Genomic DNA, 26654 nt, shown 5'->3' with positions numbered 1-26654 from the left:
CCTCTCTCCCGCGCCGGGACCGGACCCTCGGTCCCGGCGCTACTCCACGCAGACACGCGAGACGCGAGAAGAGATTCACACCATGGCGAACTTCACCGCCGCGGACGTCAAGAAGCTCCGTGAGCTCACCGGCGCCGGCATGATGGACTGCAAGAAGGCCCTGGACGAGGCCGAGGGCAACGTCGAGAAGGCCGTCGAGTTCCTGCGCATCAAGGGCCAGAAGGGCGTCGCCAAGCGCGAGGGCCGCGACGCCTCCAACGGCGCCGTCGCCGCGCTGATCGCCGAGGACAAGAAGTCCGGCGTCCTGGTCGAGCTGAACTGCGAGACCGACTTCGTCGCCAAGGGTGACAACTTCGTCAAGGTCGCCGACGCCATCGCCGCCCACGTCGCCAAGACCGCCCCGGCCGACCTGGACGCCGCCCTGGCCTCCGAGATCGAGGCCGGCAAGACCGTCCAGCAGTTCGTGGACGAGGCCAACGCGACCCTGGGCGAGAAGATCGTCTTCCGCCGCTTCGCCCAGTTCGACGGTGACGGCTTCGTCGCGGTCTACCTGCACAAGACCAGCCCCGACCTGCCGCCGGCCGTCGGCGTCCTGGTCGAGCTGGACAAGGAGAACGCCGAGGTCGCCAAGGACGTCGCGCAGCACATCGCCGCCTTCGCCCCGAAGTACCTGTCTCGCGAGGACATCCCGGCCGAGGACATCGAGAACGAGCGCCGCGTCGCCGAGGCCACCGCTCGCGAGGAGGGCAAGCCGGAGGCCGCCCTGCCGAAGATCGTCGAGGGTCGCGTCACCGGCTTCGTGAAGGAGTTCTCCGTCCTGGAGCAGGCCTTCGCGAAGGACAACAAGAAGACCGTCGCCAAGGTCCTCGAGGAGAACGGCGTCACCCTCAAGCGCTTCGCGCGTTTCCGCGTCGGCGCCTGAGCCACGTTCCACCTGGTCCCCGGCCCCTTTACGCTGGGAACCGCCCCCGCCCGCTGATCGGGGCGGGAGGAACGCCGAACGGGCTCACCCCGCGCCTATCCCCAACGGGCGGGCTCGCGTCGGCACCATGAACGACGAGGAGGCCATTGCCGTGCAGGACACCGAACCGGTTCCCGCGGCAGTGGCCTCCTCTCGTGTACGCGCAGGCGGGGCATCCGCACACCCGCGCCTGTGACCAGTAGGTGCAAAAAGGAGAAGTCCATGCAGGAGACGCAGGAGACCGCGCAGGACCCCAGGGACGGCTCGCGCCGCCGGGTGCTGCTCAAGCTGTCCGGTGAAGCCTTCGCCGGTGGCGGCGGGCTCGGCGTCGACCCGGACGTCGTGCACGCGATCGCCCGGGAGATCGCCACCGTCGTCCGTGCCGGTACCGAGGTCGCGGTGGTCATCGGCGGCGGCAACTTCTTCCGGGGCGCCGAGCTCCAGGTCCGCGGCATGGATCGGGCCCGCTCCGACTACATGGGCATGCTCGGCACCGTCATGAACTGCCTGGCGCTGCAGGACTTCCTGGTCAAGGAGGGCATCGAGACCCGGGTTCAGACCGCCATCACCATGGGCCAGGTCGCCGAGCCGTACCTGCCGCTGCGGGCCGTCCGGCACCTGGAGAAGGGCCGTGTGGTGATCTTCGGTGCCGGTATGGGCATGCCGTACTTCTCCACCGACACCACGGCCGTCCAGCGCGCCCTGGAGATCCACGCCGACGTCCTGCTGATGGGCAAGAACGGCGTGGACGGCGTCTACGACTCCGACCCGCGGACGAACCCGGACGCGGTCAAGTTCGACGCGCTGGAGTACTCCGAGGTCATCGCGCGCGACCTCAAGGTCGCCGACCTCACCGCGATCACGCTGTGCAAGGACAACAACCTTCCGATGCTGGTCTTCGAACTGCTGGCGGAGGGCAATATCGCGCGCGCGGTGAAGAGTGAGAAGATCGGCACACTCATCAGCCAGGATTCTGTCCGGGCCTGAGCAGCAACCAGCCGTACTGGACGGCGCCGACGCCGGGACCGGCCACCGCGCCGACACCGGTCGGGACAACAGCAGATGAACCGGACAGGGAGACCACAGTGATCGAAGAGACCCTCCTCGAGGCCGAGGAGAAGATGGAGAAGGCCGTCGGCGTCGCCAAGGACGACCTCGCGGCCATCCGTACCGGCCGTGCGCACCCGGCGATGTTCGCCAAGATCGTCGCGGAGTACTACGGCGCCGTGACGCCGATCAACCAGCTGGCCTCCTTCTCGGTGCCGGAGCCGCGGATGGCGGTCGTCTCGCCGTTCGACAAGACCGCGCTGAAGGCCATCGAGCAGGCGATCCGCGACTCCGACCTGGGCGTCAACCCGTCCAACGACGGTTCGATCATCCGCGTGGTGCTGCCCGAGCTGACCGAGGAGCGCCGCCGGGAGTTCATCAAGATCGCCCGCACCAAGGGCGAGGACGCCAAGGTGTCGATCCGCGCGGTGCGCCGCAAGGCCAAGGACGCCATCGACAAGCTGGTGAAGGACGGCGAGGTCGGCGAGGACGACGGCCGCCGCGCCGAGAAGGAGCTCGACGACACCACGGCCAAGTACGTGGCCCAGGTCGACGAGCTGCTGAAGCACAAGGAAGCCGAGCTGCTCGAGGTCTGATGAACGACGCCCCTGACGCCCCCGGCTACTGGGGCCCGTCCGACCAGCAGTTCCAGCCCTACCGCCCGGCGCCGCACCCGCAGGCCGCCCGTACCCCGGCCCATCCGGTGCCGGGGTACGGCGCGCAGCCGGCGCCGGCCCAGGGATACCCCGGCCACCCGGGCGGCCACGCCGTGCCCCCGGGTGTGCCGGGCGTCGCCCACGGGGCGCCGGGCCTCCGTTCGGATCAGTCGCAGCAGCCTCCGGTGTACTGGGGCGGCGACGCGGAGGAGACTCAGGTCATGCCTCCCGTGCCGGCCGAGCCCGGTCCGCCGCCCGGCGCGCCCGTCCACGGCCGGTCCGCCGTCCACGGTCGGTCCCCGGCCCACGGCGGGCCCGCCACCGTTGGCCCGGCCGGGCCCGCCGAGGGGCAGGGCAGGGAGTCCGGCCGGCTGAACGGCCCGCTGTTCCGGGAGGATCAGCCCGAGCCGGCGACGCCGGGCGTGACGGAGACGGTCGTGCTGCGCGCGATATCCGACGACGTCCCTCCCGCCCCCGGCCGCGGTACCCCGCCGCACCCGGGGGCACCGGTGCATCCCGCGCCGCCGGCGAACCACTTGGCGGCCGGGCAGCCCCACTTCGTGCCGTCGTCCCACCCAGGGCAGGAGACACCCGTGGCCGCCCAGTCCGCCCCGCAGCCGCAGCCGCAGCCGCGCAAGCAGCGCGGTGGCCGTAATCTCCAGGCCGCCATAGGCGTGGGCGTCGGCCTGGGTGCGGTGATCGTCGCCTCGCTGTTCGTGGTGAAGGCGCTGTTCCTGGTCGTCGTGATGGCCGCAGTTGCGGTCGGCGTCTGGGAGCTGACCAGCCGGCTCTCCGAGCGCAAGCAGATCAAGGCGCCGCTGATCCCGCTGGTCGTGGGCGGCGTCGCCATGGTCGCCACCGGTTACTGGTCCGGCATCCAGTGGGCGGCCGCCGCGTTGGCGCTGACCGGGCTGGCGGTGATGGTCTGGCGGATGGCCGAGCCGCCGGAGGACTACCTGCGGGACATAACGGCAGGCGTGTTCACGGCCTTCTACGTGCCGTTCCTGGCCACCTTCGTGGCGATGATGCTGGCGGCCGACGACGGCCCCCAGCGGATCGTGCTCTTCCTGATCGTGACGATCTGCAGCGACACCGGCGCGTACGCGGTGGGCTACAAGTTCGGGAAGACCAAGCTGGCCCCGACGATCAGCCCGGGCAAGACCCGCGAGGGCCTGGCCGGCGGCATCGCGCTGTCGATGCTGGCGGGCGCCCTGCTGATGCAGCTGATGATCGACGGCGGCAGCTGGTGGCAGGGCCTGATCCTGGGCGGCTGCGCGGCGGTCACCGCGACCCTGGGCGACCTGGGCGAGTCGATGATCAAGCGGGACCTCGGGATCAAGGACATGGGCACGCTGCTGCCCGGCCACGGCGGCATCATGGACCGGCTGGACTCGCTCCTGCCGACCGCCCCGGTGGTCTGGCTGCTGCTGGCCGCGTTCGTCGGCAGCTGACCGGCGCGTACGAGACGTACCAGGGAGGGCCCCGGACGCCTGGCGTCCGGGGCCCTCGCGCGTCTGCGACACTGGAACAACCATGCCTAAGCCCGGAGAACTCACCTTTGTCGCGCCGCGCGGCGCAAAGCCCCCGCGACACCTCGCCGACCTGAGCCCCGCCGAGCGCAAGGAGGCCGTCGCCGAGCTGGGCGAGCAGCCGTTCCGCGCCAAGCAGCTCTCCAACCACTACTTCGGCCGGATGTCGAACGACCCGGCGAGCTGGACGGACATCCCCGCCGCCAGCCGGGAGAAGCTCACCGGGAGCCTGCTGCCCGAGCTGATGTCGGTGGTCCGGCACGTCTCCTGCGACGACGACGCCACCCGCAAGACGCTCTGGAAGCTCTTCGACGGCACGCTCGTGGAGTCCGTGCTGATGCGCTACCCGGACCGGGTCACCATGTGCATCAGTTCGCAGGCCGGCTGCGGCATGAACTGCCCGTTCTGCGCCACCGGCCAGGCCGGTCTGACCCGCAACCTGTCCACCGCCGAGATCGTCGAGCAGATCGCCGCCGGGATGCGCGCGCTCAGGACCGGGGAGATCCCGGGCGGCGAGGCGCGGCTGTCCAACGTGGTCTTCATGGGCATGGGCGAGCCGCTGGCCAACTACAACCGGGTGCTGGCCTCGATCCGCCGGCTGACCGACCCGGCGCCGGACGGCTTCGGCCTGTCCCAGCGCGGCATCACGGTCTCGACCGTCGGTCTCGTCCCGGCGATGCACCGCTTCGCCGACGAGGGCCTCAGCTGCCGTCTGGCGCTGTCGCTGCACGCCCCGGACGACGAGCTGCGCGACGAGCTGGTGCCGGTGAACACCCGCTGGAAGGTCGCCGAGGTGCTGGACGCGGCGTGGAACTACGCGGAGAAGTCCGGCCGCCGGATCTCCATCGAGTACGCGCTGATCAAGGACATCAACGACCAGGCCTGGCGGGCGGACCTGCTCGGCCGGCTGATCAAGAATCGCCGGGTGCACGTCAACCTGATCCCGTTGAACCCGACCCCCGGGTCCAAGTGGACGGCCTCCCGGCCGGAGGACGAGCGCGAGTTCGTCCGCCGCCTCCAGTCGCACGGCGTGCCGACGACCGTCCGCGACACCCGCGGCCAGGAGATCGACGGCGCCTGCGGCCAGCTCGCCGCGGCGGGCTGAGGCCCGTTCCGGGAGACCGCTACCGGAGTCCGGCGGCCGCCAGTGCGGCGGTCGCCCCGCCGGTCAGCAGCAGCGTGCTGCCCACCGCGAGGGTGCGCAGCGCGACCGCGCCGAACAGCAGTCGGGGCGAGGTGCCGAGGCGCAGCAGCGCGTGGGTGACCCCGCGTCGGTCGGTGCGGACCTCGGCGAGCCGGTTGACCACCGCGGCGGCGGCGCAGCCGAGGACCAGGCAGGCCTCGACGGCGGGCAGCGCGTCGGCGCTGTCGGGCGTGCCGATCCAGTAGCGGACGGTGGTGAGCACCAGCGCGACGGCGAGGGTGAGCACGGCCAGCGGCGCGCCGAGCCGGCGGGCCTGGGCGGTGAGGCCGCGCCCGGCCAGCAGCCGCAGCGGGGTGGGCCGCCCGACGGCGAGCAGCCGTCCGGCCCAGGCCAGCAGCGGGCCGGTGAGCAGCGCGAGGCCGAGCGCGCTGGCGGCCCAGCCGAAGAGGGCGGCGGTGCTGGTGGAGCCGAGCCCGGCGGGCAGGTGGATCGGACGGCCGTCGACGGCGGCTCCGGGCCGCAGGGCGATGAGTTCGAGCGCGGCGCCGATCACGCCCAGCCCGGTCGCCAGGGCGATCCGCCAGACGCCGAAGCCGGTCGCGGCGGGGGTGCGGCCGCCGGGCAGGGTGTCGGTGACGGAGACCGCGCCGGCGGCGGCGCCGGCGGCGGTGAGCGGGACCAGGGCGAGCAGGGCGAGGGGCGCGGCGGGCGGCAGCGGCACGCCCATGCCGAGGTCGGCGGCGAGCGCGGGTCCGGCGACGTCGTTGCGCAGCACCAGGAAGAGCAGCAGGGTCAGCACGCTGCCGAGGGTGCAGGCGAGTGCGACCTCGCCGGCGATCAGCGTCCGGATGCGGCGGGAGCCGGCCCCGGCGGCGGTGAGGCCGGCGATCCGCTCGGGCCGGCGGGCTGGCACCGCGCGGGCGGCGACGGCCGCGAACCAGGCGAGGGCGGCGAGCGGGGGCAGGCACCAGAGCAGCCGGACCAGTGGGTCGGCGCCGCCGGTCTGCTCGCTCATCGCCCGGCCGAGGGAGCGCAGCAGGAAGGCGGCGACCACGGCGGCGGCCGCTGCGGTGAGCAGCCAGCGGCCGAGGTCGGGCACCCGGTAGCCCCGGGCCAGACGGAGATAGAACACGTCGACCCTTCAGCGGCGGGTGGCCGTGACGGCGGGCGCTCCGGCGGCCCCGGGGGCGGCGATGCCGCGGGGGACGGGCGCGGCGGGGGCGGCGAGCCGTCCGTCGACGAGGGCGACGGCGCGGTCCGCGAACCGGACGAGCTCGGGGTCGTGGGTGGCCAGGACGAGGGTGAGCTGGTGGGACCGGGCCGCGCTGGTCAGTATCCGCATGACCTGGTCGGCGGCCTCGCGGTGCAGTGGGGCGGTGGGGTCGTCGGCGAAGACGACGGGCGGCAGCGGGGCCAGGGCGCGGGCGACGGCGACCCGCTGGCGCTGGCTCTGGACCAGGCGCTCGGGCCGCAGCCGGGCGCAGTCGCCGACGTCGAGGCGTTCCAGCCACTCGTCGGCGGCGGTGTAGGCGGCCTTGTTGCCGGCCCCGGCGAGCAGCAGCGGCAGCGCGACGTTCTCCCGGGCGGTCAGTTCGGGCACCAGGTGGGGCTCGGAGCCGACGAAGCCGAAGCGGTCGCGGCGCAGCCGTTCGCGGCCGGCCCGGGCGAGGGTGTGCACGGGGGCGCTGTTGAACCAGACCTCCCCCTCGTCGACCGGGAGCTGCGCGGAGAGGCAGCCGAGCAGGGTGCTCTTGCCGGAGCCGCGCGGGCCGGTGACGGCGAGCACCTCGCCCTCGCGGACGCCGATCGAGATGCCGCGCAGGGCGGGGCTGCCGTCATGGGACTTGACGATCCCTCGGGCCCACAGCACGTCGTTGTCAGGCGGTGCCGCTGACATGAGGATCCATCCTGGGTGGCCGCAGGGATATGACAGTCGTCAGATTAGAACGACGGGGGCTGGTCGCGGTGGCGGCGCTCTGGTCCATCACGGGCAAATCACCCGCATTCAGGCATGTTTGGTCGTACGACTGTGATGTTCCGGGGGTGGGAAACCGGGCCGGGCACGCCGAAGGGCGGCCCCGCGGGGAGCGGGGCCACCCTTCGGCGGAGGGTGGGGAAGAAGGCTCAGGGGATCAGATCTTCGCCCACGCGTCGGTGAGGCTGGTCCGCAGGATCTGCTCGATCTCGTCGAAGGTCGACTGGTCGGAGATCAGCGGCGGGGCCAGCTGGATGACCGGGTCGCCACGGTCGTCGGCGCGGCAGTACAGGCCGTTGTCGAAGAGGGCCTTCGACAGGAAGCCGTAGAGCACGCGCTCCACCTCGTCGTCGTTGAACGACTCCTTGGTGACCTTGTCCTTGACGAGCTCGATGCCGTAGAAGTACCCGTTGCCGCGGACGTCGCCGACGATCGGCAGGTCGCGCAGCTTGTTCAGGGTGCCCAGGAAGGCGGCCTCGTTGTCGAGGACGCGCTGGTTCAGGCCCTCGCGCTCGAAGATGTCGAGGTTGGCCAGCGCCACCGCGGAGGAGACCGGGTGGCCGCCGAAGGTGTAGCCGTGAAGGAAGGTGTTGTCACCCTTGTAGAACGGCTCGGCGAGGCGGTCCGAGATGATCGTGGCGCCGATCGGGGAGTAGCCCGAGGTCATGCCCTTGGCGCAGGTGATCATGTCGGGCTGGTAGCCGAACTTGTCGGCGCCGAACATGGTGCCCAGGCGGCCGAAGGCGCAGATGACCTCGTCCGAGACCAGCAGCACGTCGTGGCGGTCGCAGATCTCGCGCAGGCGCTGGAAGTACCCGGGCGGCGGCGGGAAGCAGCCACCGGCGTTCTGCACCGGCTCGACGAAGACGGCGGCGACGGTCTCGGCGCCCTCGTTGAGGATGGCCACCTCGATCTCGTCGGCGCACCAGCGGCCGTAGGCCTCGGGGTCGACCGTGCCGTCGGGGCCCTCGAGGAAGGCGGGGGCGCGGTAGATGTTGGTGTTCGGGGCCTTGTGGGTGCCCGGCACCAGCGGCTCGAACGGGGCCTTCAGGCCCGGCAGGCCGGTGATGGACAGGGCGCCCTGCGGGGTGCCGTGGTAGGCGACGGCGCGCGAGATGACCTTGTACTTGGTCGGCTTGCCGGTCAGCTTGAAGTACTGCTTGGCGAGCTTCCAGGCGGTCTCGACGGCCTCGCCGCCACCGGTGGAGAAGAAGACCTTGTTCAGGTCGCCCGGGGCGTAGTTGGCCAGGCGCTCGGCCAGCTCGACGGCCTTCGGGTGGGCGTAGCTCCACACCGGGAAGAAGGCGAGCTCCTTGGCCTGCTTGGCGGCGGCCTCGGCGAGCTCCTCACGGCCGTGGCCGGCCTGGACGACGAACAGGCCGGCGAGGCCGTCGAGGTACTTGCGTCCCTTGTCGTCCCAGACGTAGGTGCCCTCGCCCTTGACGATCGTCGGCACGGGGGAGTTCTCGTACGACGACATGCGGGTGAAGTGCATCCACAGGTGGTCGTAGGCGGTCTTGGAAAGGTCCTTCTGCGCCGGGTCGGCTGTCATCGGGTGCCCCAGGTGTAGGTCTGTTTCCGGAGCTTCAGGTAAACGAAGCTCTCGGTGCTCCGCACGCCGGGAAGGGCGCGGATGCGCTTGTTGATCAGTTCGAGCAGGTGCTCGTCGTCCTCGCAGACCAGTTCGGCCAGGAGGTCGAACGAGCCTGCGGTGCAGACGACGTAGTCGACCTCGTCGAGGGCGGCCAACGCGTCGGCGACGGGCTCGATGTCGCCCTCGACCCGGATTCCGACCATCGCCTGGCGGGTGAAGCCGACGGTGAGCGGGTCCGTGACGGCGACGATCTGCATCACGCCCTGGTCGAGCAGCTTCTGGACGCGCTGCCGCACGGCCGCCTCGGACAGGCCGACGGCCTTGCCGATGGCGGCGTACGGGCGGCGCCCGTCCTCCTGGAGTTGCTCGATGATCGCCTTGGAGGCGGCGTCGAGGGGAACGCTGGCGTTCCGGTCGCGGTTGGCCACGCGGCCACTGTGCCTGATCGTTCCCGTGTTCGCAAGCGTGGAAGCTGCTGATTTCGTCGTGATCTTGGAAAACGCATGCGGATTTCATCGCTGAAGCGAGCTCGCCCTGTCGATACCGGCAGTCGTGCGGCTACCCTGACACGGTACGCGCGCGACCCCGAGGGCCGCTGCGCGTACCGCCACCAGTGGACCGCGCCGCTCCGGTCGCGGCCACTCGGGACCCTTCGTACGCCGGATCCGCCGACGTACCATTGCGCCGGAATCTGCAATGCCGCAGGCCCAGACCGAGGAGAGATCCGTGAGCGACCTTCGCGCGCTGCGCAACTACATCAACGGTGAGTTCGTCGACGCGGCCGACGGCCGCACGCTCGACATCGTCGACCCGACCACCGGCGAGGTGTACGCGACGTCGCCGCTGTCCGGTGCCGCTGACGTCGACGCCGCCATGGCCTCCGCCGACGCCGCGTTCCCGATCTGGCGCGACGCCACCCCCAGCACCCGCCAGAAGCTGCTGCTCAAGATCGCCGACGCGGTCGAGGCCCGCGCCGACGAGATCGTCGACACCGAGGTGCGCAACACCGGCAAGCCCCGCGCGCTGACCCTCTCCGAGGAGATCGGCCCGATGGTGGACCAGATCCGGTTCTTCGCCGGCGCCGCCCGCATGCTGGAGGGCAAGGCCGCGGGTGAGTACATGGACGGGATGACCTCGATCATCCGCCGCGAGCCGGTCGGCGTCTGCGCCCAGGTCGCGCCGTGGAACTACCCGATGATGATGGCCGTCTGGAAGTTCGCCCCGGCCATCGCCGCGGGCAACACCGTCGTGCTGAAGCCCTCCGACACCACCCCGGCCTCCACCGTGCTGCTGGCCGAGATCATCGGCGGCGTGCTCAAGGAGCTGGAGCTGCCGGCCGGCATCTTCAACGTCATCTGCGGCGACCGCGAGACCGGCAGGCTGATGGTCGAGCACAAGACCCCGGCGATGGCCTCCATCACCGGCTCGGTGCGCGCCGGCATCTCGGTCGCCGAGTCCGCCTCCAAGGACGTCAAGCGCGTCCACCTGGAGCTGGGCGGCAAGGCCCCGGTCGTGGTCTTCGAGGACGCCGACATCGCCGAGGCCGTCGAGGGCATCTCGGTCGCGGGCTACTTCAACGCCGGCCAGGACTGTACCGCCGCCACCCGCGTGCTGGTGCACGAGTCGATCCACGACGCCTTCGTCGAGGCGCTGGCCAAGGCCGCGGCCGAGACCAAGACCGGCGGCGTGGACGACGAGGACGTGCTGTACGGCCCGCTGAACAACGCCAACCAGCTGAAGCAGGTCTCCGGCTTCGTCGAGCGGCTGCCCGCCCACGCCAAGGTCGAGGCCGGTGGCCACCGGGTCGGCGACAAGGGCTACTTCTACGCCCCGACCGTCGTCTCCGGCCTGAACCAGGACGACGAGATCATCCAGAACGAGGTCTTCGGCCCGGTCATCACCGTGCAGAAGTTCACCGACGAGGACCAGGCCGTCGCGTACGCCAACGGCGTCGAGTTCGCGCTGGCCTCCTCGGTGTGGACCAAGGACCACGCCCGCGCCATGCGGATGTCGCGCCGCCTCGACTTCGGCTGCGTCTGGATCAACACCCACATCCCGCTGGTCGCCGAGATGCCGCACGGTGGCTTCAAGAAGTCCGGCTACGGCAAGGACCTGTCGGCGTACGGCTTCGAGGACTACACCCGCGTGAAGCACGTCATGACCGCGATCTGAGCGGGTCGTGACGGTCGGTGCTGTATGACCGCGATCTGAGCGGGTCGTGACGGTCGGTGCTGTATGACCGCGATCTGATCTGATCGCCAAAAGTCGGCTGAACCGACCATGGGCCCGGGTCTTCTCGACCCGGGCCCTGTGTCTTTGCATCCTGTCGGCGGTTGGCACGACCGGCTGACACGATGGAACTGCCCTTCGGGGACGGGCCGCCCTAGCCTTACCGGCATGAGCATTCCCACCGCTGACTCAGCCGCCGGCCAGGCCGTCAAGGCGGCCGACCGCGCGCACGTCTTCCACTCGTGGTCCGCCCAGGCACTGATCGACCCCCTCGCGGTGGCCGGCGCCGAGGGCTCGTACTTCTGGGACTACGACGGCAACCGCTACCTCGACTTCTCCTCGCAGCTGGTCAACACCAACATCGGTCACCAGCACCCGAGGGTGGTCGCCGCGATCCAGGAGCAGGCGGCGAAGCTCTGCACCATCGCCCCCGGCTTCGCGGTCGAGTCGCGCAGCGAGGCCGCCCGGCTGATCGCCGAGCGCACCCCCGGTGACCTGGACAAGATCTTCTTCACCAACGGCGGCGCCGAGGCCAACGAGAACGCCATCCGGCTGGCCCGGCTGCACACCGGCCGGCAGAAGGTGCTGTCCACCTACCGCTCGTACCACGGCGCCACCGCCAACGCGATCGCCCTCACCGGCGACCCGCGGCGCTGGCCCAACGAGGGCGGCGTCTCCGGCGTGGTGCACTTCTGGGGGCCGTACCCGTACCGCTCCAACTTCCACGCCGAGAACGAGGCGCAGGAGTGCGAGCGCGCGCTGGAGCACCTGGAGCAGGTGATCGCGTTCGAGGGGCCCGGCACCGTCGCGGCGGTCATCCTGGAGACCGTGGTCGGCACCGCGGGCGTCCTGGTCCCGCCGGCGGGCTACCTGGCCGGGGTGCGGGAGATCTGCGACCGCTACGGGATCGTGTTCATCCTGGACGAGGTGATGGCCGGCTTCGGCCGCACCGGTGAGTGGTTCGCCGCCGACCACTGGGGCGTCACCCCGGACCTGCTCACCTTCGCCAAGGGCGTCAACTCGGGCTACGTGCCGCTGGGCGGCGTGGCGATCAGCGCCGAGATCTCGGCCACCTTCGCCGAGCGGGCCTTCCCCGGCGGGCTCACCTACTCCGGCCACCCGCTGGCCTGCGCCTCGGCGGTGGCGACCATCAACACGATGGCGGAGGAGGGCATCGTCGAGAACGCCAGGCACATCGGCGAGAACGTGCTCGGCCCCGGCCTGCGCGAGCTGGCCGAGCGGCACCCGTCGATCGGCGAGGTCCGCGGCCTCGGCGTGTTCTGGGCGCTCGACCTGGTGAAGGACCGGGAGACCCGCGAGCCGCTGGTGCCCTACAACGCGGCCGGCGCCGGCAACGCGCCGATGGCCGAGCTGGCCGCCGCCTGCAAGCAGCGCGGGCTCTGGCCGTTCGTCAACATGAACCGCTTCCACGTCGTCCCGCCGTGCACCGTCACCGAGGAGGAGGCCAAGACCGGCCTCGCGGTGCTGGACGAGGTGCTGTCGCTCACCGACGCGCACACTGTCTGACGTACCTACCAGGACGGCCCCGAGCACCCGTGTGCCCGGGGCCGTCCCACGCTCCGGAAGGCCGCTCATGTCCAGCAGCACCACCCCGACCCGTCGTTCCGTCGCCGACCGCCCGCAGGGGCCGGCACGCATCCGCCGGCGTTCCGTGCTCGGCGGGGCCGCGCTGCTCGGCGCCGGCACCCTGACCGGCTGCGGCATCCCGTCCGCGTACGTGGCCGAGGACCGTCGCTCGGCACCGGACCGCTCGGAGAGCGACAAGCGGCTCGCCTTCTCCAACTGGACCCAGTACATCGACACCGACGACGCGGGCGGGCGCCCGACCCTGGACGCCTTCGTCGAGAAGACCGGGATCGAGGTCGGCTACACCGAGGACATCAACGACAACGACGAGTTCTTCGGCAAGATCAGCCCGGTGCTCACCCAGGGCGCCGCCCCCGGCCGGGACCTGATGGTGATCAGCGACTGGATGGCCGGGCGGTACGTCTCGCTGGGTTGGGTGCAGGCGATGGACCGGGCCAACCTGCCCAACGTCACGGCCAACCTGGACCCGCAGCTCGCCGACCCGGCCTTCGACCCCGGGCGCAGGCGCAGCGTGCCCTGGCAGTCCGGGATCACCGGCATCGCCTACAACCGCAAGGCGCTCGGCCGGGAGATCAGGTCCACCGCCGACCTGTGGGCGCCCGACCTCAAGGGCCGGGTCACGCTGTTCGCCGGGCTGGACGAGGCACTCGGGCTGCTGATGCTCTCCCAGGGCGCGGACATCGCGAAGTTCGGCGACGACGACGCGCGCAAGGCGATGGACCTGGTGCAGAAGGTGGTCGACAGCGGCCACGTCCGGCGCTTCACCGGCAACGACTACACCAGCGACCTCGCCTCGGGTGCGGCGCTCGCCTGCCAGGCCTACTCCGGCGACGCCGTCCAGCTGACCGCCGAGAACCCGGACATCGAGTTCGTGGTGCCGGAGGAGGGCGGCGAGCTGTGGGCGGAGAGCCTGATGATCCCCAACCGGGCCGCCCACAAGCGCAACGCCGAGCTGCTGATCGACTACTACTACCAGCCCGAGGTGGCGGCCGAACTCGCCGCGTTCGTCCAGTACATCTGCCCGGTGCCGGCCGCCCGCGAAGTGCTGGCGGCCAGCGGCGACAAGGAGAAGGCCGAACTCGCCGAGAACCCTCTGGTGTTCCCGACCGAGGAGATGCGGGCCCGGCTGCACACCATGCGCGACGTCACCTCGGCCGAGCGGCCCGAGCTGCACAAGGTCTGGGGACGCATCACCGGGGTGTGACGCGCGGGGCCCGGCGCCGCCCCGGCGCGCGCCCCGCTCAGCGCCGGACGGCGTCCAGCGCGAGCAGCGCCACGTGCAGGGAGAGGCAGGACTCCACCTGGTCGAGGTCGACGCCGAGGATCCGCTCGACCTTGTGCAGCCGGTCGTAGAAGGACGGCCGGGACAGGTGCGCCGCGTCCGCCGCGGCCGACTTGTTGCGGCCCTGCTCCAGGTAGATCCGCAGCATCTGCACCAACTGGCCGTTGTGCTCGGCGTCGTGGGCCAGCAGCGGGCCCAGCTCCCGCTCCACGTACGTCTGCAGCCGGGCGTCGTCGCGCAGCAGGTGGAGCAGGCCGCGCAGTCGGACGTCCGGCAGCCGGTAGTAGGAGGAGCTGCGGCCGCCGGGCGCGTCGTGCAGGGCGGCGTCGGCGACCTGGGTGGCTTCCAGCAGGGTGCGCCGGGCGTCGCGCACCGAGCCGACCGAGGAGCCGACGGCGACCACCGGGCCCGCCGGGTCGCCGCCGTCCCGTCCGGCCTCTGCGGACATCCGGCGCAGCGCGGCCGACAGGGCGTCCAGCGCGGCGTGCTCATCCTGCTGGGTGCCGAGCGCGACCAGCAGGCCGACGGCCTCGTCGTCCAGCGCGCCGACCAGGGCGGTCAGCCGGCAGGCCCGGACCGCGCCGGCGGCCAGCTCGGTGAAGTCGCGCAGCCGGGCCTGGGCCTCCAGCGCGGCCGGGATCGGTCCGCGCCGCTGCCGCAGCACCACGCCGACCAGCCGGCGGCCCTCCAGCGGAACGCCGAGGGCCTGGGCGCGCAGCGCCGCCTCGGAGACGGTCAGGGCGTGGGTGAGGATGCCGGACAGCAGGGTGCGGTGGGTCTGCCGCTCCAGGCTCTCCCGGTCGCGCACCACCAGCCGGTTGAGCGCCAGCGCGGAGGCGCCGCGTTCCAGCAGCATGGCGTGGGGGTGGGCCTCGCCCTCGGGCAGCGGGCCGGGCTCCTGCACCAGCACCAGCCGGCCCCAGTCCTGGCCGCGGGCGCCGACGGCGGTGACCAGCCAGCCGCTGCGCGGGTCGTGGCCGGTGCGTCCGGCGGGGCGGACCCCGCGCGAGCGGCGCTCCCAGTCCTCCAGCACCTCGGCCTCCGGGCGCCCGGCGGTGTCGTGGGCGAGCACCTGGTGGGCCAGGTTCTCCAGGACGACCGGGGCGCCGGCCATCCGGGCCACCTGGCGGATCACCTCGGGCGCTTCGGCGCCCTCCACCACGAGCTCGTTGAAGACCTGGTGGACGGACTCGGAGATCCTCAGCTGCTCCAGCTGGGCGTTGACCACCAGGGCGTGCACGGCCTCGGTGACGGCGACGAAGCGCAGTTCGCGGCGGAGCGTGATCAGTGGCAGGCCGCGCTGTTCGGCGGCGTTGACCAGGGCGCGGGGGAGCGAGTCGAAGTAACGCCGCCCGAACTCGACGACCAGGCCGGCCACCCCGACCTCGTCCAGTTCGCGCACGTAGCGGGCCAGGCCCTCGCGGTCCTCGGGCAGGGCGATGCCGGTGGTCAGCACCAGCTCGCCGCCGCGGAGCATCCCGGCGACGTCGGGCAGCTCGCTGACGTGGACCCAGCGGACCGGCCGCTCCAGGTGGTCGGCGCCGGCCACCACCTGGGGCAGGCCGCGCCGCATCACGTCCAGGTCGAGGACTCGGGCGACGGTGGGGAGCATCGCGGGCCTCCGGGGCCGGTGGGGACCGGAGCGGGGGCTCCGGGTGATCAGAGTGTCAGGTAAATCATCCATCCCCCCGACGAGGTGTTGCCCTGCCCTCACCCTTGCACCCTGTAAGGCCCTTCGTGTCGAGGTTGTCGAAGTGACCCTTGTCACCCCAACCCCGCAGCAGGCAAGGTCAGCGGGACCGCAGACCCCCACCGCGGACGCGTGACCCCGCAGCGGTCGAACCACGGCACTTGGAGGAACCAGATGGACCTGACCGACTTCGGCCCGGGCGCGCAGTACATCGCGGGCCGCCTGACCCGGGGGAGCGGAGACCCCTTCCAGGTCGTCAACCCCGCCGACGGCAGCGTGGTCGAGCAGGTCGCGCTGGCCACCGCCGAGGACGTGGACACCGCGGTCGCCGCCGCCAGGGCCGCCCTGCCCGGCTGGTCCTCGGCCACCCCGGGCGCGCGCTCCGAGGCGCTCACCCGGCTGGCCGCCGTCCTGGCCGGGGCGGCCGACGACCTGGCCCGGGTGGAGACGGCGCAGACCGGCAAGCCGGTCAAGCTGGCCACCGAGTTCGACGTGCCCGGCACCGTCGACAACGCCGCCTTCTTCGCCGGCGCCGCCCGCAACCTGGAGGGCAAGGCGGCCGGCGAGTACTCCGGCGACCACACCTCCTACGTGCGGCGCGAGGCGGTCGGCGTGGTCGGCTCGATCTCGCCGTGGAACTACCCGCTGCAGATGGCCGCCTGGAAGATCCTCCCGGCGATCGCCGCGGGCAACACCATCGTGCTCAAGCCGGCCGAGCTGACCCCGCTGACCTCGCTGATGTTCGCCCGGGCCTGCACCGAGGCGGGCATTCCGGACGGCGTGGTCAACGTGGTCACCGGCGCCGGGCGCACCGCGGGCGAGCACCTGGTCGGGCACCCGGACGTCGCGATGGTCTCCTTCACCGGCTCCACCGGCGTCGGCAGGAGGGTCGCCGAGATCGCCACCGCGAGCGTCAAGCGCACCCACCTGGAGCTCGGCGGCAAGGCCCCGTTCGTGGTCTTCGACGACGCGGACCTGGACGCCGCGGTGCACGGAGCGGTCGCGGCCTCGCTGATCAACGCCGGCCAGGACTGCACGGCGGCCACCCGCGCCTACGTCCAGCGCCCGCTGTACGACGCCTTCACGGCCGGGGTGGCCGAGCTGTTCGCGGCGATCCGGATCGGTGACCCGCTGAACCCGCGCACCGACCTCGGCCCGCTGGTCTCGTACGCCCACCGCGACCGGGTGGCCGGCTTCGTGGAGCGCGCCCGCTCGTACGCCACCGTGGTCACCGGCGGCCGGGTCCCGGAGCGGGGCCACGACGGCCACGACCTCACCCGGGGCGCGTACTACCCGCCCACCCTGATCACCGGCGCGGCCCAGGACAGCGAGGTCGTGCAGGGCGAGGTCTTCGGCCCGGTGCTGGTCGTGCTGCCCTTCGACGGTGACGACGAGGGCCTGCGGCTGGCCAACGACACCCCGTACGGGCTGGCCGCCTCCGCCTGGACGAGCAACGTGCACCGCTCGCTGCGCGCCACCCGGGAGATCGCGGCCGGCTGCGTCTGGGTCAACGACCACATCCCGATCATCAGCGAGATGCCGCACGGCGGCTACAAGGCGTCCGGCTACGGCAAGGACATGTCCCAGTACTCGCTGGACGAGTACACCCAGGTGAAGCACGTCATGTTCGACACCACCGCGGTGGCCCGCAAGGACTGGCACCGCACCGTCTTCGGAGACAGATAACCCCCGGCCCAAGCGGGTGCCCCCACACCCCATCTCCCCCCAGGAGGCCCGTTCCATGGCGTTCAACGAGCTCACCGACGGTCTGCCCGAACCGGTCCGCAGGGCCTGGGAACGCAGTCTGACCAGCGGCCGGGCCGCGCTCGGCCGCCGCACCCTGCTGCGCGCCGCCGCGCTGACCGCCGGGGCGGGCACCCTGGCGGCCTGCGGCATCCCGGCGGCCCCCCGGGCGACGGGTGACTCGACCGCGAACGCCGCCGAGGACCTCTCGGGGTCGCAGAAGGAGGTCGCCTTCTCCAACTGGCCGCTGTACGTGGACACGGACGAGAAGGACAAGGAGAAGCACGGCACCCTGGACGCCTTCACCGAGGCCACCGGGATCAAGGTCAAGTACAACGAGGACGTCAACGACAACGTCGAGTTCTTCGGGAAGGTCAAGCCGCAGCTCGCCTCGGGCCAGGACACCGGCCGCGACCTGATGGTGCTCACCGACTGGATGGCGGCCCGGCTGATCCGGCTCGGCTGGGCGCAGAAGCTCAACCCGGCGAACGTCACCACCGCGATCACCAACATCGAGGCGCGCTTCCGCGCCCCGGACTGGGACCCGGGGCGGCTCTACTCCTACCCGTGGGCCGGCATCCAGACCGTCGTCGCGTACAACCGGAAGGCGACCAGGGGCAAGGAGGTCACCAGCGTCTCCCAGCTGCTGGACGACCCCGACCTCAAGGGCCGGGTGACCTTCCTGTCCGAGATGCGCGACAGCATCGGGATGGTCCTGCTGGACCAGGGCAAGGACACCGCGAGGTTCACCGCCGACGACTACGACGGCGCGGTCGCCCGGCTGCAGAAGGCCGTCGACAGCAAGCAGATCCGCCGCTTCACCGGCAACGACTACGGCCAGGAGCTCTCCGCCGGCGACATCGCGGCCTGCATCGCCTGGGGCGGCGACCTGATCCAGCTGCAGGCCGACAACCCGGACATCGGGTTCGTCATCCCGGAGAAGGGCTACATCGCCTCGACCGACAACATGCTGGTTCCGGCCAAGGCCCGGCACAAGGCGAACGCGGAGAAGCTGATCGACTTCTACTATCAGCCGAAGATCGCGGCGCAGCTGGTCGCGGGCATCGGATTCGTCTCCGCCGTCACCGGGATGAAGGACGAGCTCGCCGGCATCGCCCCGGACACCGCGGCCAACCCGCTGGTCGTACCCACCCCCGAGATGGCGGTCAAGGCGCACGTGTTCCGCACGCTCTCCGAGAGCGAGGAGAGCGACTTCGAGCAGAAGTTCTCGAAGCTCATCGGCGCCTGACCCCACCTCCCGGCAGAGAATCCCAGGAAGACACCACCCCATGACAGACCAGCAGCGCGACGCGGCCGTCGGCGGCGACGTCCGGCTCACCGGAATCGGCAAGACCTACGGCTCCTTCACCGCCGTCCACCCGCTCGACCTGACCGTCCCCCAGGGCTCCTTCTTCGCCCTGCTCGGCGCCTCCGGCTGCGGCAAGACCACCACCCTGCGCATGATCGCCGGCCTGGAGGAGCCCACCAGCGGCACCGTCCTGATCGGCGGCCAGGACGTCACCGCCCTGCCCCCGTACAAGCGGCCGGTGAACACCGTCTTCCAGAGCTACGCGCTCTTCCCGCACCTGGACATCTTCGAGAACGTCGCCTTCGGCCTGCGCCGGCGCGGCAGGAAGGACGTCAGGAAGCAGGTCGACGAGATGCTGGAGCTGGTCGAGCTCGGCCAGTACGCCCGGCGCAAGCCGCACCAGCTCTCCGGCGGCCAGCAGCAGCGCGTCGCGGTCGCCCGCGCGCTGATCAACCACCCGCAGGTGCTGCTCCTGGACGAGCCGCTCGGCGCGCTCGACCTCAAGCTCCGCCGCCAGATGCAGCTGGAGCTCAAGCGGATCCAGACCGAGGTCGGCATCACCTTCGTGCACGTCACCCACGACCAGGAGGAAGCCATGACCATGGCCGACACCATCGCGGTGATGAACGGCGGCCGGGTCGAGCAGCTGGGCGCCCCCGCCGAGCTGTACGAGAACCCCGCCACCACCTTCGTGGCCAACTTCCTCGGCCAGTCCAACCTGCTGCCCGCCGAGGTCACCGGTACCGAGGGCGGTGACCTGCTGCTCAGCGCGGCCGGCGCCCGCCTCGCCGTGCCGAAGGCGCGCTGCACCACCGACGCCAAGCGCGTCCACCTGGGCGTGCGCCCGGAGAAGATCACCATCACCCACGCCTCCGAGCAGGTCGCCGACGGCCGCAACCGGCTGGCCGGCACGGTGCTCGACTCCAGCTTCATCGGCGTCTCCACCCAGTACGTGGTGCGCACCGACGGCGGCCAGGAGGTCACCGTCTTCGAGCAGAACATGGAGCGCGACGCCCGCATCGTCCCCGGCGCCGCCGTCCAGCTGCACTGGAACCCGGCGCACTCCTTCGCCCTGGACGCCGCACAGGCGATCGACGCGGGCACCGGGGAGGAGGCCGCATGACCGCCACCACCCCGGCCGCGCCGTCCCGGGCGATACCCCCCGACGGCGGCTCCCCGCAACCGGCGGAGCGCAGGCCGAAGCGCAAGCTCACCCCGTACTGGCTGCTGCTGCCCGGCATCGCCTGGCTGGTGATCTTCTTCGCCGTCCCGATGCTCTACCAGGGGTCGACCTCGCTGCAGACCGGCTCCCTCGAAGAGGGCTTCAAGGTCACCTGGCACTTCTCGACCTACTGGGACGCCCTGGTCGAGTACAAGTGGCACTTCCTGCGCTCGTTCTCCTACGCCGCCGTCGCCACCGTGCTCTGCCTGGCCGTCGGCTACCCGCTCGCGTACACGATCGCCTTCAAGGCGAGCAAGCGCTGGCGCAACGTCATCCTGATCCTGGTCATCGCGCCGTTCTTCACCAGCTTCCTGATCCGCACGCTGGCCTGGAAGACCATCCTGTCCGACGGCGGCCCGGTGGTCGGCGCGCTGAACGCGCTGCACGTCCTGGACGTCACCAACCTGCTCGGCCTCACCGACGGCGACCGGGTGCTGGCCACGCCGCTCGCGGTGGTCTGCGGCCTGACCTACAACTTCCTGCCGTTCATGATCCTGCCGCTGTACACCTCGCTGGAGCGGATCGACCCGCGCCTGCACGAGGCGGCCGGCGACCTCTACGCCCGGCCGTTCACCACCTTCCGCAAGGTCACCTTCCCGATCTCGCTGCCGGGCGTGGTCGCGGGCACCCTGCTGACCTTCATCCCGGCCTCCGGCGACTACATCAATGCCCAGCTGCTGGGCTCGCCGAGCGAGCAGATGGTCGGCAACGGCATCCAGAAGCAGTTCCTGAACGTGCTCGACTACCCCACGGCGGCCGCGCTGAGCTTCATCCTGATGGCCCTGATCCTGGGCATGGTGACGGTCTACATGCGCAAGGCCGGGACGGAGGATCTGGTCTGATGTCCCGGATATTCACATGGATCCGCGCCCGCCTGGTGGTGCTGGCCGGCCTGCTGGCCCTCGCCTACCTGGTGCTGCCCAACCTGGTCGTGCTCGCCTTCTCGTTCAACAAGCCGGTGGGCAAGTTCAACTACGAGTGGAACGAGTTCTCCACCGACGCCTGGACCAACCCCTGCGGCGTGGCCGACATGTGCCAGTCGCTCTCGCTCAGCCTGCAGATCGCGGTGCTCGCCACCATCGGCGCCACCGTGCTCGGCACCATGGTCGCCTTCGCACTGGCCCGCTACCGCTTCCGCGGCCGCTCGGCCACCACCGCGATGATCTTCCTGCCGATGGCCATGCCCGAGGTGGTCATGGCCGCTTCGCTCGGGACGCTCTTCCTCAACATGCGCATCCCGTTCGGCTTCACCACCATCCTCATCGCGCACATCATGTTCTGCCTCAGCTTCGTGGTGACGGCGGTCAAGGCGCGCGTGATGAGCATGGACCCGAGGCTCGAACAGGCCGCCCAGGACCTCTACGCGACCCCCACCCAGACCTTCCTGAGGGTCACCCTGCCGCTGGCGGCGCCCGGCATCGCGGCGGGCGCGCTGCTCAGCTTCGCGCTCTCCTTCGACGACTTCATCATCACCCAGTTCAACTCGGGGCCGACCACGGTCACCTTCCCGATGTTCGTCTGGGGCGCCTCGCAGCGCGGCATCCCCGTGCAGGTGAACGTCATCGGCACCGCGATGTTCCTCGCCGCCGTGGTGCTGACCGTCGTCGGCCAGTGGCTGGGCAACCGCCGGAAGGCCACCGCCTGACGTACGGTCGGTAGCGGTGGCACGTCATACGTCATCTATTCGTAGAAAGTGGCTGATAATGCATGGATTCCGCCCGCGCACTCAGTGACGCCAGGCCCACCCCCTTCTGGCTGGAGGATCCCGGCCGGCCGGCGGCGCTGCCCGCCCTGGTCGGCGACACGACCTGCGACCTGCTGGTCGTCGGCGGCGGCTACTCCGGCCTGTGGACCGCCCTCATCGCCAAGGAACGCGACCCCTCGCTGGACGTCGTACTGGTCGAGGGCAACGAGGTCGGGTGGGCCGCGTCCGGGCGCAACGGCGGATTCTGCGCGGCCAGCCTCACCCACGGCTTCGGCAACGGCCTGGACCGCTGGCCGTCCGAACTGGCCCAGCTGGAACGCCTCGGTGCCGCCAACCTCGACGGCATCGAGGCCACCCTCAAGCGCTACGGCATCGACGCCGAATGGGAGCGCACCGGCGAGATCGACGTCGCCACCCAGCCCCACCAGGTCGAGGAGCTCCACGAGATCGCCGAGGCGGTCGCCCGGTACGGCTTCGACATCACCGTCCTGGACGCCGACCAGCTGCGCGCCGAGGTGAACTCGCCGACCTTCCTCGGCGGCCTCTGGGACAAGGACGGCGTGGCGATGGTCCACCCCGCCAAGCTCGCCTGGGGCCTCAAGGACGCCTGCCTGGGCCAGGGCGTGCGGATCTTCGAGCACACCCGGGCCACCGACCTGCGGGAGCACGGCAGCGGCATGGCCGTCCGTACCCCGTACGGCCGGGTCTTCGCCCGCAAGGTCGCCCTCGGCACCAACGTCTTCCCGTCGCTGCTCAAGCGGGTCCGCCCGTACATCGTCCCGGTGTACGACTACGCCCTGATGACCGAGCCGCTCGACGACGAGCAGCTCGCCTCGATCGGCTGGCGCGGGCGGCAGGGCCTCGGCGACAGCGCCAACAAGTTCCACTACTTCCGGCTCTCCGCCGACAACCGGATCCTCTGGGGCGGCTACGACGCGGTCTACCACTTCGGCGGCCACGTCCGGCACGAGTACGACCAGCGGCCGGAGACCTTCCGCACCCTGGCCAACAACTTCTTCCGCTGCTTCCCGCAGCTGGAGGGCCTGCGCTTCACCAACGCCTGGGGCGGCGCCATCGACACCTGCAGCCGGTTCTCGGCGTTCTTCGACACCGGGTACCGCGGCAAGGTCGCCTACGCGGTCGGCTACACCGGGCTCGGCGTCGGCGCGACCCGCTTCGGCGCCGAGGTGATGCTCGACCTGCTCGCCGGCGAGCGCACCGAGCGCACCTCCCTGGACATGGTGCGCAGCAAGCCGCTGCCGTTCCCGCCCGAACCGGTGCGCTGGGCCGGGATCGAACTCACCACCCGGTCGCTGGAGCGGGCGGACCGCACCGGCGGCCACCGCAACCTCTGGCTGCGCACCCTCGACCGGCTGGGGCTCGGCTTCGACAGCTGAACCACGATCGCCGCCAACCGGGCACCCCATAGTCGTGTAATCGGGACCCGCCGTCCGCCTCTCCTTGGTGACGGCGGGTCCCGTTCCTCCCGCCGTCTCCGAACAGTACGAACGGCAAGAAGCGGGGACACGACATGGAGACCACCGGACTGCGCTGGCTCGCCCAGGCGGCACCGGACCCGGAGTCCTTCCGGGAGCAGTGGGAGCGCACCGGGCCGGGCCTGGTGCTGCTGCCGGCCGGCCGACGCTGGGACGTCCTCTCCGTCCCCGGGCGGCTCGGGCACCCGGCCCTGGAGATCACGGACCCGCGCACCCGCGGCCCGGTCCTCACCGACTTCGGGGGCGAGCAGGTCAGCTTCCTGGTGCCCGTCGGCACGGCGGCCCGCTGGATCGGCACCGGTGTGCGGGGTGCGGGGGAGGGCACCTGGATCGTCGTGCCGCCCCCCGGGCGCAGCAGTCGGGGCGGCGTGCGCTGGCTGGTCCCGCCCGACGGCTCCGGGCGGCTCAACGACCCGATGCTGCTGGAGCTCGCCCTGCACGAGGCGGCGGCGAGGCTCATCGGCTGGTGAGCCCTCCGGGGCCCGGCTGTGGTGGCGCACCCGGAGGAGCCCCGGCACCCCGGGGTGCCGGGGGCGCCCGGCGGCGGTGGCGCGCCGCGCGGTCGGCCGCGTCAGACTGGAGGCGTGACCACCGTCCCGCACGCCGTCGACGCGTCCCTCCGCCCGGGCCCCGCCCAGCTGCGCCTGGCCGCCTCGGCAGCACCCGTCTGCGACCGGTACGGCCTCGCGCTGGCAGGCGGGCACGCGCTGCGCGCCCACGGCGTCGCGGCCTGCCCGCAGGACGGGCTGACCCTGGCCACCGGCGGCGCCGACCTGCCGGAGGTGGCCGCCGCGCTGCGCGAGGCGTACCGGGCGGCGGGCGGGGAGGCCGTCGAGCGGCCGGGCACACCGCGGCTGGAGCAGCTCACCGTCCGGCTGGCGCTCGGCGGGCGCTCGCACTCGGTGGAACTGCGCAAGGAGCCGCTGGGCCACCGCCCCGTCCGCCTCGACCTCGGTGCGCCCGGGCCGGACGAGCCGCCGGTGGTGCTGCCGGTCGTCGCCCTGGAGGACGCGGCCGCGCTGACCACCGCGCTCCTCGTGGACCGGGGCATGCCGCGCGACCTGATCGACGTCCACGCCCTCACCCGTTGCTACCGCGAGGGCGAACTGATCGCACTGGCAGGGGAGTTGGACCCGGACTTCCAGCCCACGGCACTGGCCGACCGACTGGAGACGCTCGCTGACGCGGCGGACGGCCGGTTCCGCGCCCGGGGCGTTCCGGCCGCGGAGGTCGACGGGCGGAAACGATGGGCGCTCGCCTGGGCCCAGGACCTGCGACTGGACCTGCTGGAGACCCGGGAAGCGGCGGACGGCCTGCACGACCCGTACCTGGAGGAACCGGAGGACGGGGAGCTCTGAGGCCCCCGGCCCGGCGGAGCCGCCCGTTCGGCCGAGCGACCGGACGACCTGTAAGGCTGAATCCAGGATCCCCGTCAGCCTGTTCGTTGAGCAGGACCGAAATGGCCACCAGACTGGAAGGCGAACGCGGTAGCCCCGTGATTTCCCGGCGCCCGGCCCATGCGGGCGGCGCCAGACCGGACCGGTGGCAGGACGCCGCCCGGGACTTCGGAGGCAGACGGACCTTGAGCAAGCACATCATTCACTGGATCAGCGGCAAGCCGGTCGCCACCGCCGGTGCGGCCCCCCGTAGGGGTGAGATCTTCGACCCGGCCACCGGCCAGGTCGCCGGCCAGGTCGACTTCGCCGGGATCGCCGAGGTCGACCAGGCGGTGGCCGCCGCCGCCGCAGCCTTCACCGAGTGGCGCAACGCCTCGATCGCGAAGCGGACGACGGTGCTCTTCGCCTTCCGCGAGCTGCTGAACGCCCGCCGCGACGAGCTGGCCTCGATCATCGTGGCGGAGCACGGCAAGGTGCACTCCGACGCGCTGGGCGAGATCGCCCGCGGCCTGGAGGTCGTGGAGTACGCCTGCGGCATCCCGCAGCTGATCAAGGGCGGCTTCACCGAGCAGGCCTCGACCGGTGTCGACGTCTACTCGATCCGCCAGCCGCTCGGCCCGGTCGCGATCATCTCGCCGTTCAACTTCCCGGCCATGGTGCCGATGTGGTTCTTCCCGATCGCCATCGCGGCCGGCAACACCGTCGTGGTGAAGCCCTCGGAGAAGGACCCGTCCGCCGCCAACTTCCTCGCCGAGCTGTGGAAGGAGGCCGGCCTGCCGGACGGCGTCTTCAACGTCGTGCACGGCGACAAGGTGGCCGTCGACCGCCTGCTGGAGCACCCGGACGTCAAGTCGGTCAGCTTCGTCGGCTCCACCCCGATCGCCCGCTACGTCTACGAGACCGGCACCCGCTACGGCAAGCGCGTGCAGGCCCTGGGCGGCGCCAAGAACCACATGCTGGTCCTGCCGGACGCCGACCTCGACCTCGCCGCCGACGCCGCCGTCAACGCCGGCTTCGGCGCGGCCGGCGAGCGCTGCATGGCGGTGTCCGTGCTGGTCGCGGTCGACCCGATCGGCGACGAGCTGGTCGAGAAGATCAAGCAGCGGATCGCCACCCTGAAGGTCGGCCCGGGCTGCAACGGCGACTCCGAGATGGGCCCGCTGGTCACCGGCCAGCACCGGGACAAGGTCACCTCCTACGTGGAGTCCGGCGTCGCCGACGGCGCCGAGCTCGCCGTGGACGGCCGCAAGCACCCGGTCACCGCCGAGGACCGCAACGGCTCCCCGACGGCCGACGGCTTCTGGCTCGGCCCCACGCTGTTCGACCACGTGAAGCCCGGCATGTCCGTCTACAACGACGAGATCTTCGGCCCGGTCCTGTCGGTCGTGCGCGTCGACTCGTACGAGGAGGGCCTGGCGCTGATCAACGCCAACCCGTACGGCAACGGCACCGCCCTCTTCACCAACGACGGCGGCGCGGCCCGGCGCTTCCAGTTCGAGGTGGAGGTCGGCATGGTCGGCATCAACGTGCCGATCCCGGTGCCGGTCGCCTACTACTCCTTCGGCGGCTGGAAGGCCTCGCTGTTCGGCGACACCCACGCGTACGGCCCGGACGGCGTCCAGTTCTTCACCCGGGGCAAGGCCGTGACCCAGCGCTGGCTGGACCCGTCGCACGGCGGCATTAACCTGGGCTTCCCCACCAACAGCTGAGCCGCCCGCTCCAACAGCTGAGCCGCACAGCTCCGCCGGTCGGACCCCTCCCCCCCGGGGTCCGGCCGGCGGTCTTTGCACGACGTTTGCATCCCACCGCCGAAGCGCGTACAGTTCTTCGAGCTGCCTGGCTGGGAGCACCGGACACGCGTCTGCGCGGACGGTCCCGGAGCGGCCAATCCTTTGAAACACCACTTCTCGGTTCGTGCCGGTCGTTTCGCTTTTCGCGTCCCGACCTGGCGCTTATTCGGCGTGCGCATTTTATTGGGTTGCGGTCGGATTCGCTTTTCGGAGCGGGGATCGGCTAGAGTTTGAAACGTCGGACAGGGCGTCAAGCCCCGGAAGACACCGGCGAGTT

At 71.5% G+C, this 26654-nt stretch carries 22 protein-coding genes; 17 read left to right on the top strand and 5 right to left on the bottom strand.

Going from position 1 to position 26654, the window contains the following annotated elements:
* Positions 1 to 82 precede the first annotated feature (82 nt).
* From tsf to rlmN, 5 genes are all read left to right on the top strand, one after another.
* Complete coding sequence (tsf, locus tag ACWGJO_RS33185; protein ID WP_401048732.1) at positions 83 to 922, top strand: translation elongation factor Ts; 840 nt, start codon at positions 83 to 85, stop codon at positions 920 to 922.
* Positions 923 to 1183: 261 nt separating this feature from the next.
* Positions 1184 to 1948, top strand: coding sequence for a UMP kinase (gene pyrH / locus ACWGJO_RS33180; protein WP_329929692.1), 765 nt, complete (start codon positions 1184 to 1186; stop codon positions 1946 to 1948).
* Positions 1949 to 2046: 98 nt separating this feature from the next.
* The gene (gene frr, locus ACWGJO_RS33175) at positions 2047 to 2604 is read left to right on the top strand and encodes a ribosome recycling factor (RefSeq protein ID WP_359900627.1); all 558 of its coding nucleotides are present in this window, start codon (positions 2047 to 2049) and stop codon (positions 2602 to 2604) included.
* A gap of 281 nt (positions 2605 to 2885) precedes the next feature.
* A complete protein-coding gene (locus ACWGJO_RS33170; RefSeq protein WP_452189455.1) occupies positions 2886 to 4115 on the top strand; it encodes a phosphatidate cytidylyltransferase in 1230 nt (409 codons plus the stop codon).
* A gap of 82 nt (positions 4116 to 4197) precedes the next feature.
* Positions 4198 to 5298, top strand: coding sequence for a 23S rRNA (adenine(2503)-C(2))-methyltransferase RlmN (gene rlmN / locus ACWGJO_RS33165; RefSeq protein WP_452189453.1), 1101 nt, complete (start codon positions 4198 to 4200; stop codon positions 5296 to 5298).
* A 19-nt stretch (positions 5299 to 5317) separates the two neighbouring features.
* Here the strand turns inward: rlmN and ACWGJO_RS33160 are convergent, their stop codons facing one another.
* From ACWGJO_RS33160 to ACWGJO_RS33145, 4 genes are all read right to left on the bottom strand, one after another.
* Positions 5318 to 6469, bottom strand: coding sequence for a hypothetical protein (locus tag ACWGJO_RS33160; protein ID WP_452189451.1), 1152 nt, complete (start codon positions 6467 to 6469; stop codon positions 5318 to 5320).
* Between the two features lie 9 nt (positions 6470 to 6478).
* Positions 6479 to 7234, bottom strand: coding sequence for an ABC transporter ATP-binding protein (locus ACWGJO_RS33155; RefSeq protein WP_452189449.1), 756 nt, complete (start codon positions 7232 to 7234; stop codon positions 6479 to 6481).
* Positions 7235 to 7469: 235 nt separating this feature from the next.
* On the bottom strand, positions 7470 to 8864 hold the full coding sequence (locus ACWGJO_RS33150) for an aspartate aminotransferase family protein (RefSeq protein WP_359900638.1): 1395 nt from the start codon (positions 8862 to 8864) through the stop codon (positions 7470 to 7472).
* Positions 8861 to 9334 carry an Lrp/AsnC family transcriptional regulator gene (locus ACWGJO_RS33145; RefSeq protein ID WP_030243538.1) on the bottom strand — a complete coding sequence of 158 codons (474 nt, stop codon included), beginning with the start codon at positions 9332 to 9334 and terminating at the stop codon, positions 8861 to 8863. The genes ACWGJO_RS33150 and ACWGJO_RS33145 overlap by 4 nt, the downstream gene beginning before the upstream one ends.
* A gap of 298 nt (positions 9335 to 9632) precedes the next feature.
* Between ACWGJO_RS33145 and ACWGJO_RS33140 the strand changes: the two genes are divergently transcribed.
* The 3 genes from ACWGJO_RS33140 (at position 9633) to ACWGJO_RS33130 (ending at position 13947) form a co-directional block, all read left to right on the top strand.
* A complete protein-coding gene (locus ACWGJO_RS33140; protein ID WP_452189447.1) occupies positions 9633 to 11078 on the top strand; it encodes a gamma-aminobutyraldehyde dehydrogenase in 1446 nt (481 codons plus the stop codon).
* 225 nt (positions 11079 to 11303) lie between these two features.
* Positions 11304 to 12662 (top strand): aminotransferase class III-fold pyridoxal phosphate-dependent enzyme, encoded by a 1359-nt coding sequence (locus ACWGJO_RS33135; protein WP_452189446.1) that lies wholly within the window; start codon positions 11304 to 11306, stop codon positions 12660 to 12662.
* 67 nt (positions 12663 to 12729) lie between these two features.
* Positions 12730 to 13947, top strand: coding sequence for a polyamine ABC transporter substrate-binding protein (locus tag ACWGJO_RS33130; protein WP_452189443.1), 1218 nt, complete (start codon positions 12730 to 12732; stop codon positions 13945 to 13947).
* Between the two features lie 37 nt (positions 13948 to 13984).
* On the opposite strand, the gene ACWGJO_RS33125 is transcribed toward ACWGJO_RS33130, so the two are convergent.
* Positions 13985 to 15637: a PucR family transcriptional regulator gene (locus tag ACWGJO_RS33125; RefSeq protein WP_387693714.1), complete on the bottom strand. Its 1653-nt coding sequence runs from the start codon at positions 15635 to 15637 to the stop codon at positions 13985 to 13987.
* 252 nt (positions 15638 to 15889) lie between these two features.
* Here ACWGJO_RS33125 and ACWGJO_RS33120 point away from each other — a divergent pair, with 252 nt between their 5' ends.
* The 9 genes from ACWGJO_RS33120 to ACWGJO_RS33080 all read left to right on the top strand — a co-directional run bounded on the left by ACWGJO_RS33120 (position 15890) and on the right by ACWGJO_RS33080 (position 26296).
* Positions 15890 to 17401 carry a gamma-aminobutyraldehyde dehydrogenase gene (locus ACWGJO_RS33120; RefSeq protein ID WP_452189441.1) on the top strand — a complete coding sequence of 504 codons (1512 nt, stop codon included), beginning with the start codon at positions 15890 to 15892 and terminating at the stop codon, positions 17399 to 17401.
* Between the two features lie 55 nt (positions 17402 to 17456).
* Entirely contained in the window at positions 17457 to 18707 is a 1251-nt protein-coding gene (locus ACWGJO_RS33115; RefSeq protein WP_387693716.1) for a polyamine ABC transporter substrate-binding protein, read from the top strand.
* 40 nt (positions 18708 to 18747) lie between these two features.
* Positions 18748 to 19890 (top strand): ABC transporter ATP-binding protein, encoded by a 1143-nt coding sequence (locus tag ACWGJO_RS33110; RefSeq protein WP_452189439.1) that lies wholly within the window; start codon positions 18748 to 18750, stop codon positions 19888 to 19890.
* Complete coding sequence (locus ACWGJO_RS33105; protein ID WP_380552081.1) at positions 19887 to 20831, top strand: ABC transporter permease; 945 nt, start codon at positions 19887 to 19889, stop codon at positions 20829 to 20831. Before ACWGJO_RS33110 ends, ACWGJO_RS33105 begins: the two co-directional genes overlap by 4 nt.
* Complete coding sequence (locus ACWGJO_RS33100; RefSeq protein WP_359900660.1) at positions 20831 to 21634, top strand: ABC transporter permease; 804 nt, start codon at positions 20831 to 20833, stop codon at positions 21632 to 21634. Before ACWGJO_RS33105 ends, ACWGJO_RS33100 begins: the two co-directional genes overlap by 1 nt.
* A gap of 62 nt (positions 21635 to 21696) precedes the next feature.
* Entirely contained in the window at positions 21697 to 23091 is a 1395-nt protein-coding gene (locus tag ACWGJO_RS33095) for an NAD(P)/FAD-dependent oxidoreductase (protein ID WP_452189438.1), read from the top strand.
* 134 nt (positions 23092 to 23225) lie between these two features.
* Positions 23226 to 23660, top strand: coding sequence for a bifunctional DNA primase/polymerase (locus ACWGJO_RS33090; protein WP_452189436.1), 435 nt, complete (start codon positions 23226 to 23228; stop codon positions 23658 to 23660).
* A 114-nt stretch (positions 23661 to 23774) separates the two neighbouring features.
* Positions 23775 to 24548, top strand: coding sequence for a nucleotidyl transferase AbiEii/AbiGii toxin family protein (locus tag ACWGJO_RS33085; RefSeq protein ID WP_452189434.1), 774 nt, complete (start codon positions 23775 to 23777; stop codon positions 24546 to 24548).
* Between the two features lie 224 nt (positions 24549 to 24772).
* The gene (locus ACWGJO_RS33080) at positions 24773 to 26296 is read left to right on the top strand and encodes a CoA-acylating methylmalonate-semialdehyde dehydrogenase (protein ID WP_359900672.1); all 1524 of its coding nucleotides are present in this window, start codon (positions 24773 to 24775) and stop codon (positions 26294 to 26296) included.
* The last annotated feature ends 358 nt before the right edge of the window (positions 26297 to 26654 follow it).

The organism is Kitasatospora sp. NPDC054795 (genome assembly GCF_053611565.1).
The sequence above is the reverse complement of the archived record's forward strand: the minus strand, read 5'-3'. Positions and strand labels throughout refer to the sequence as shown.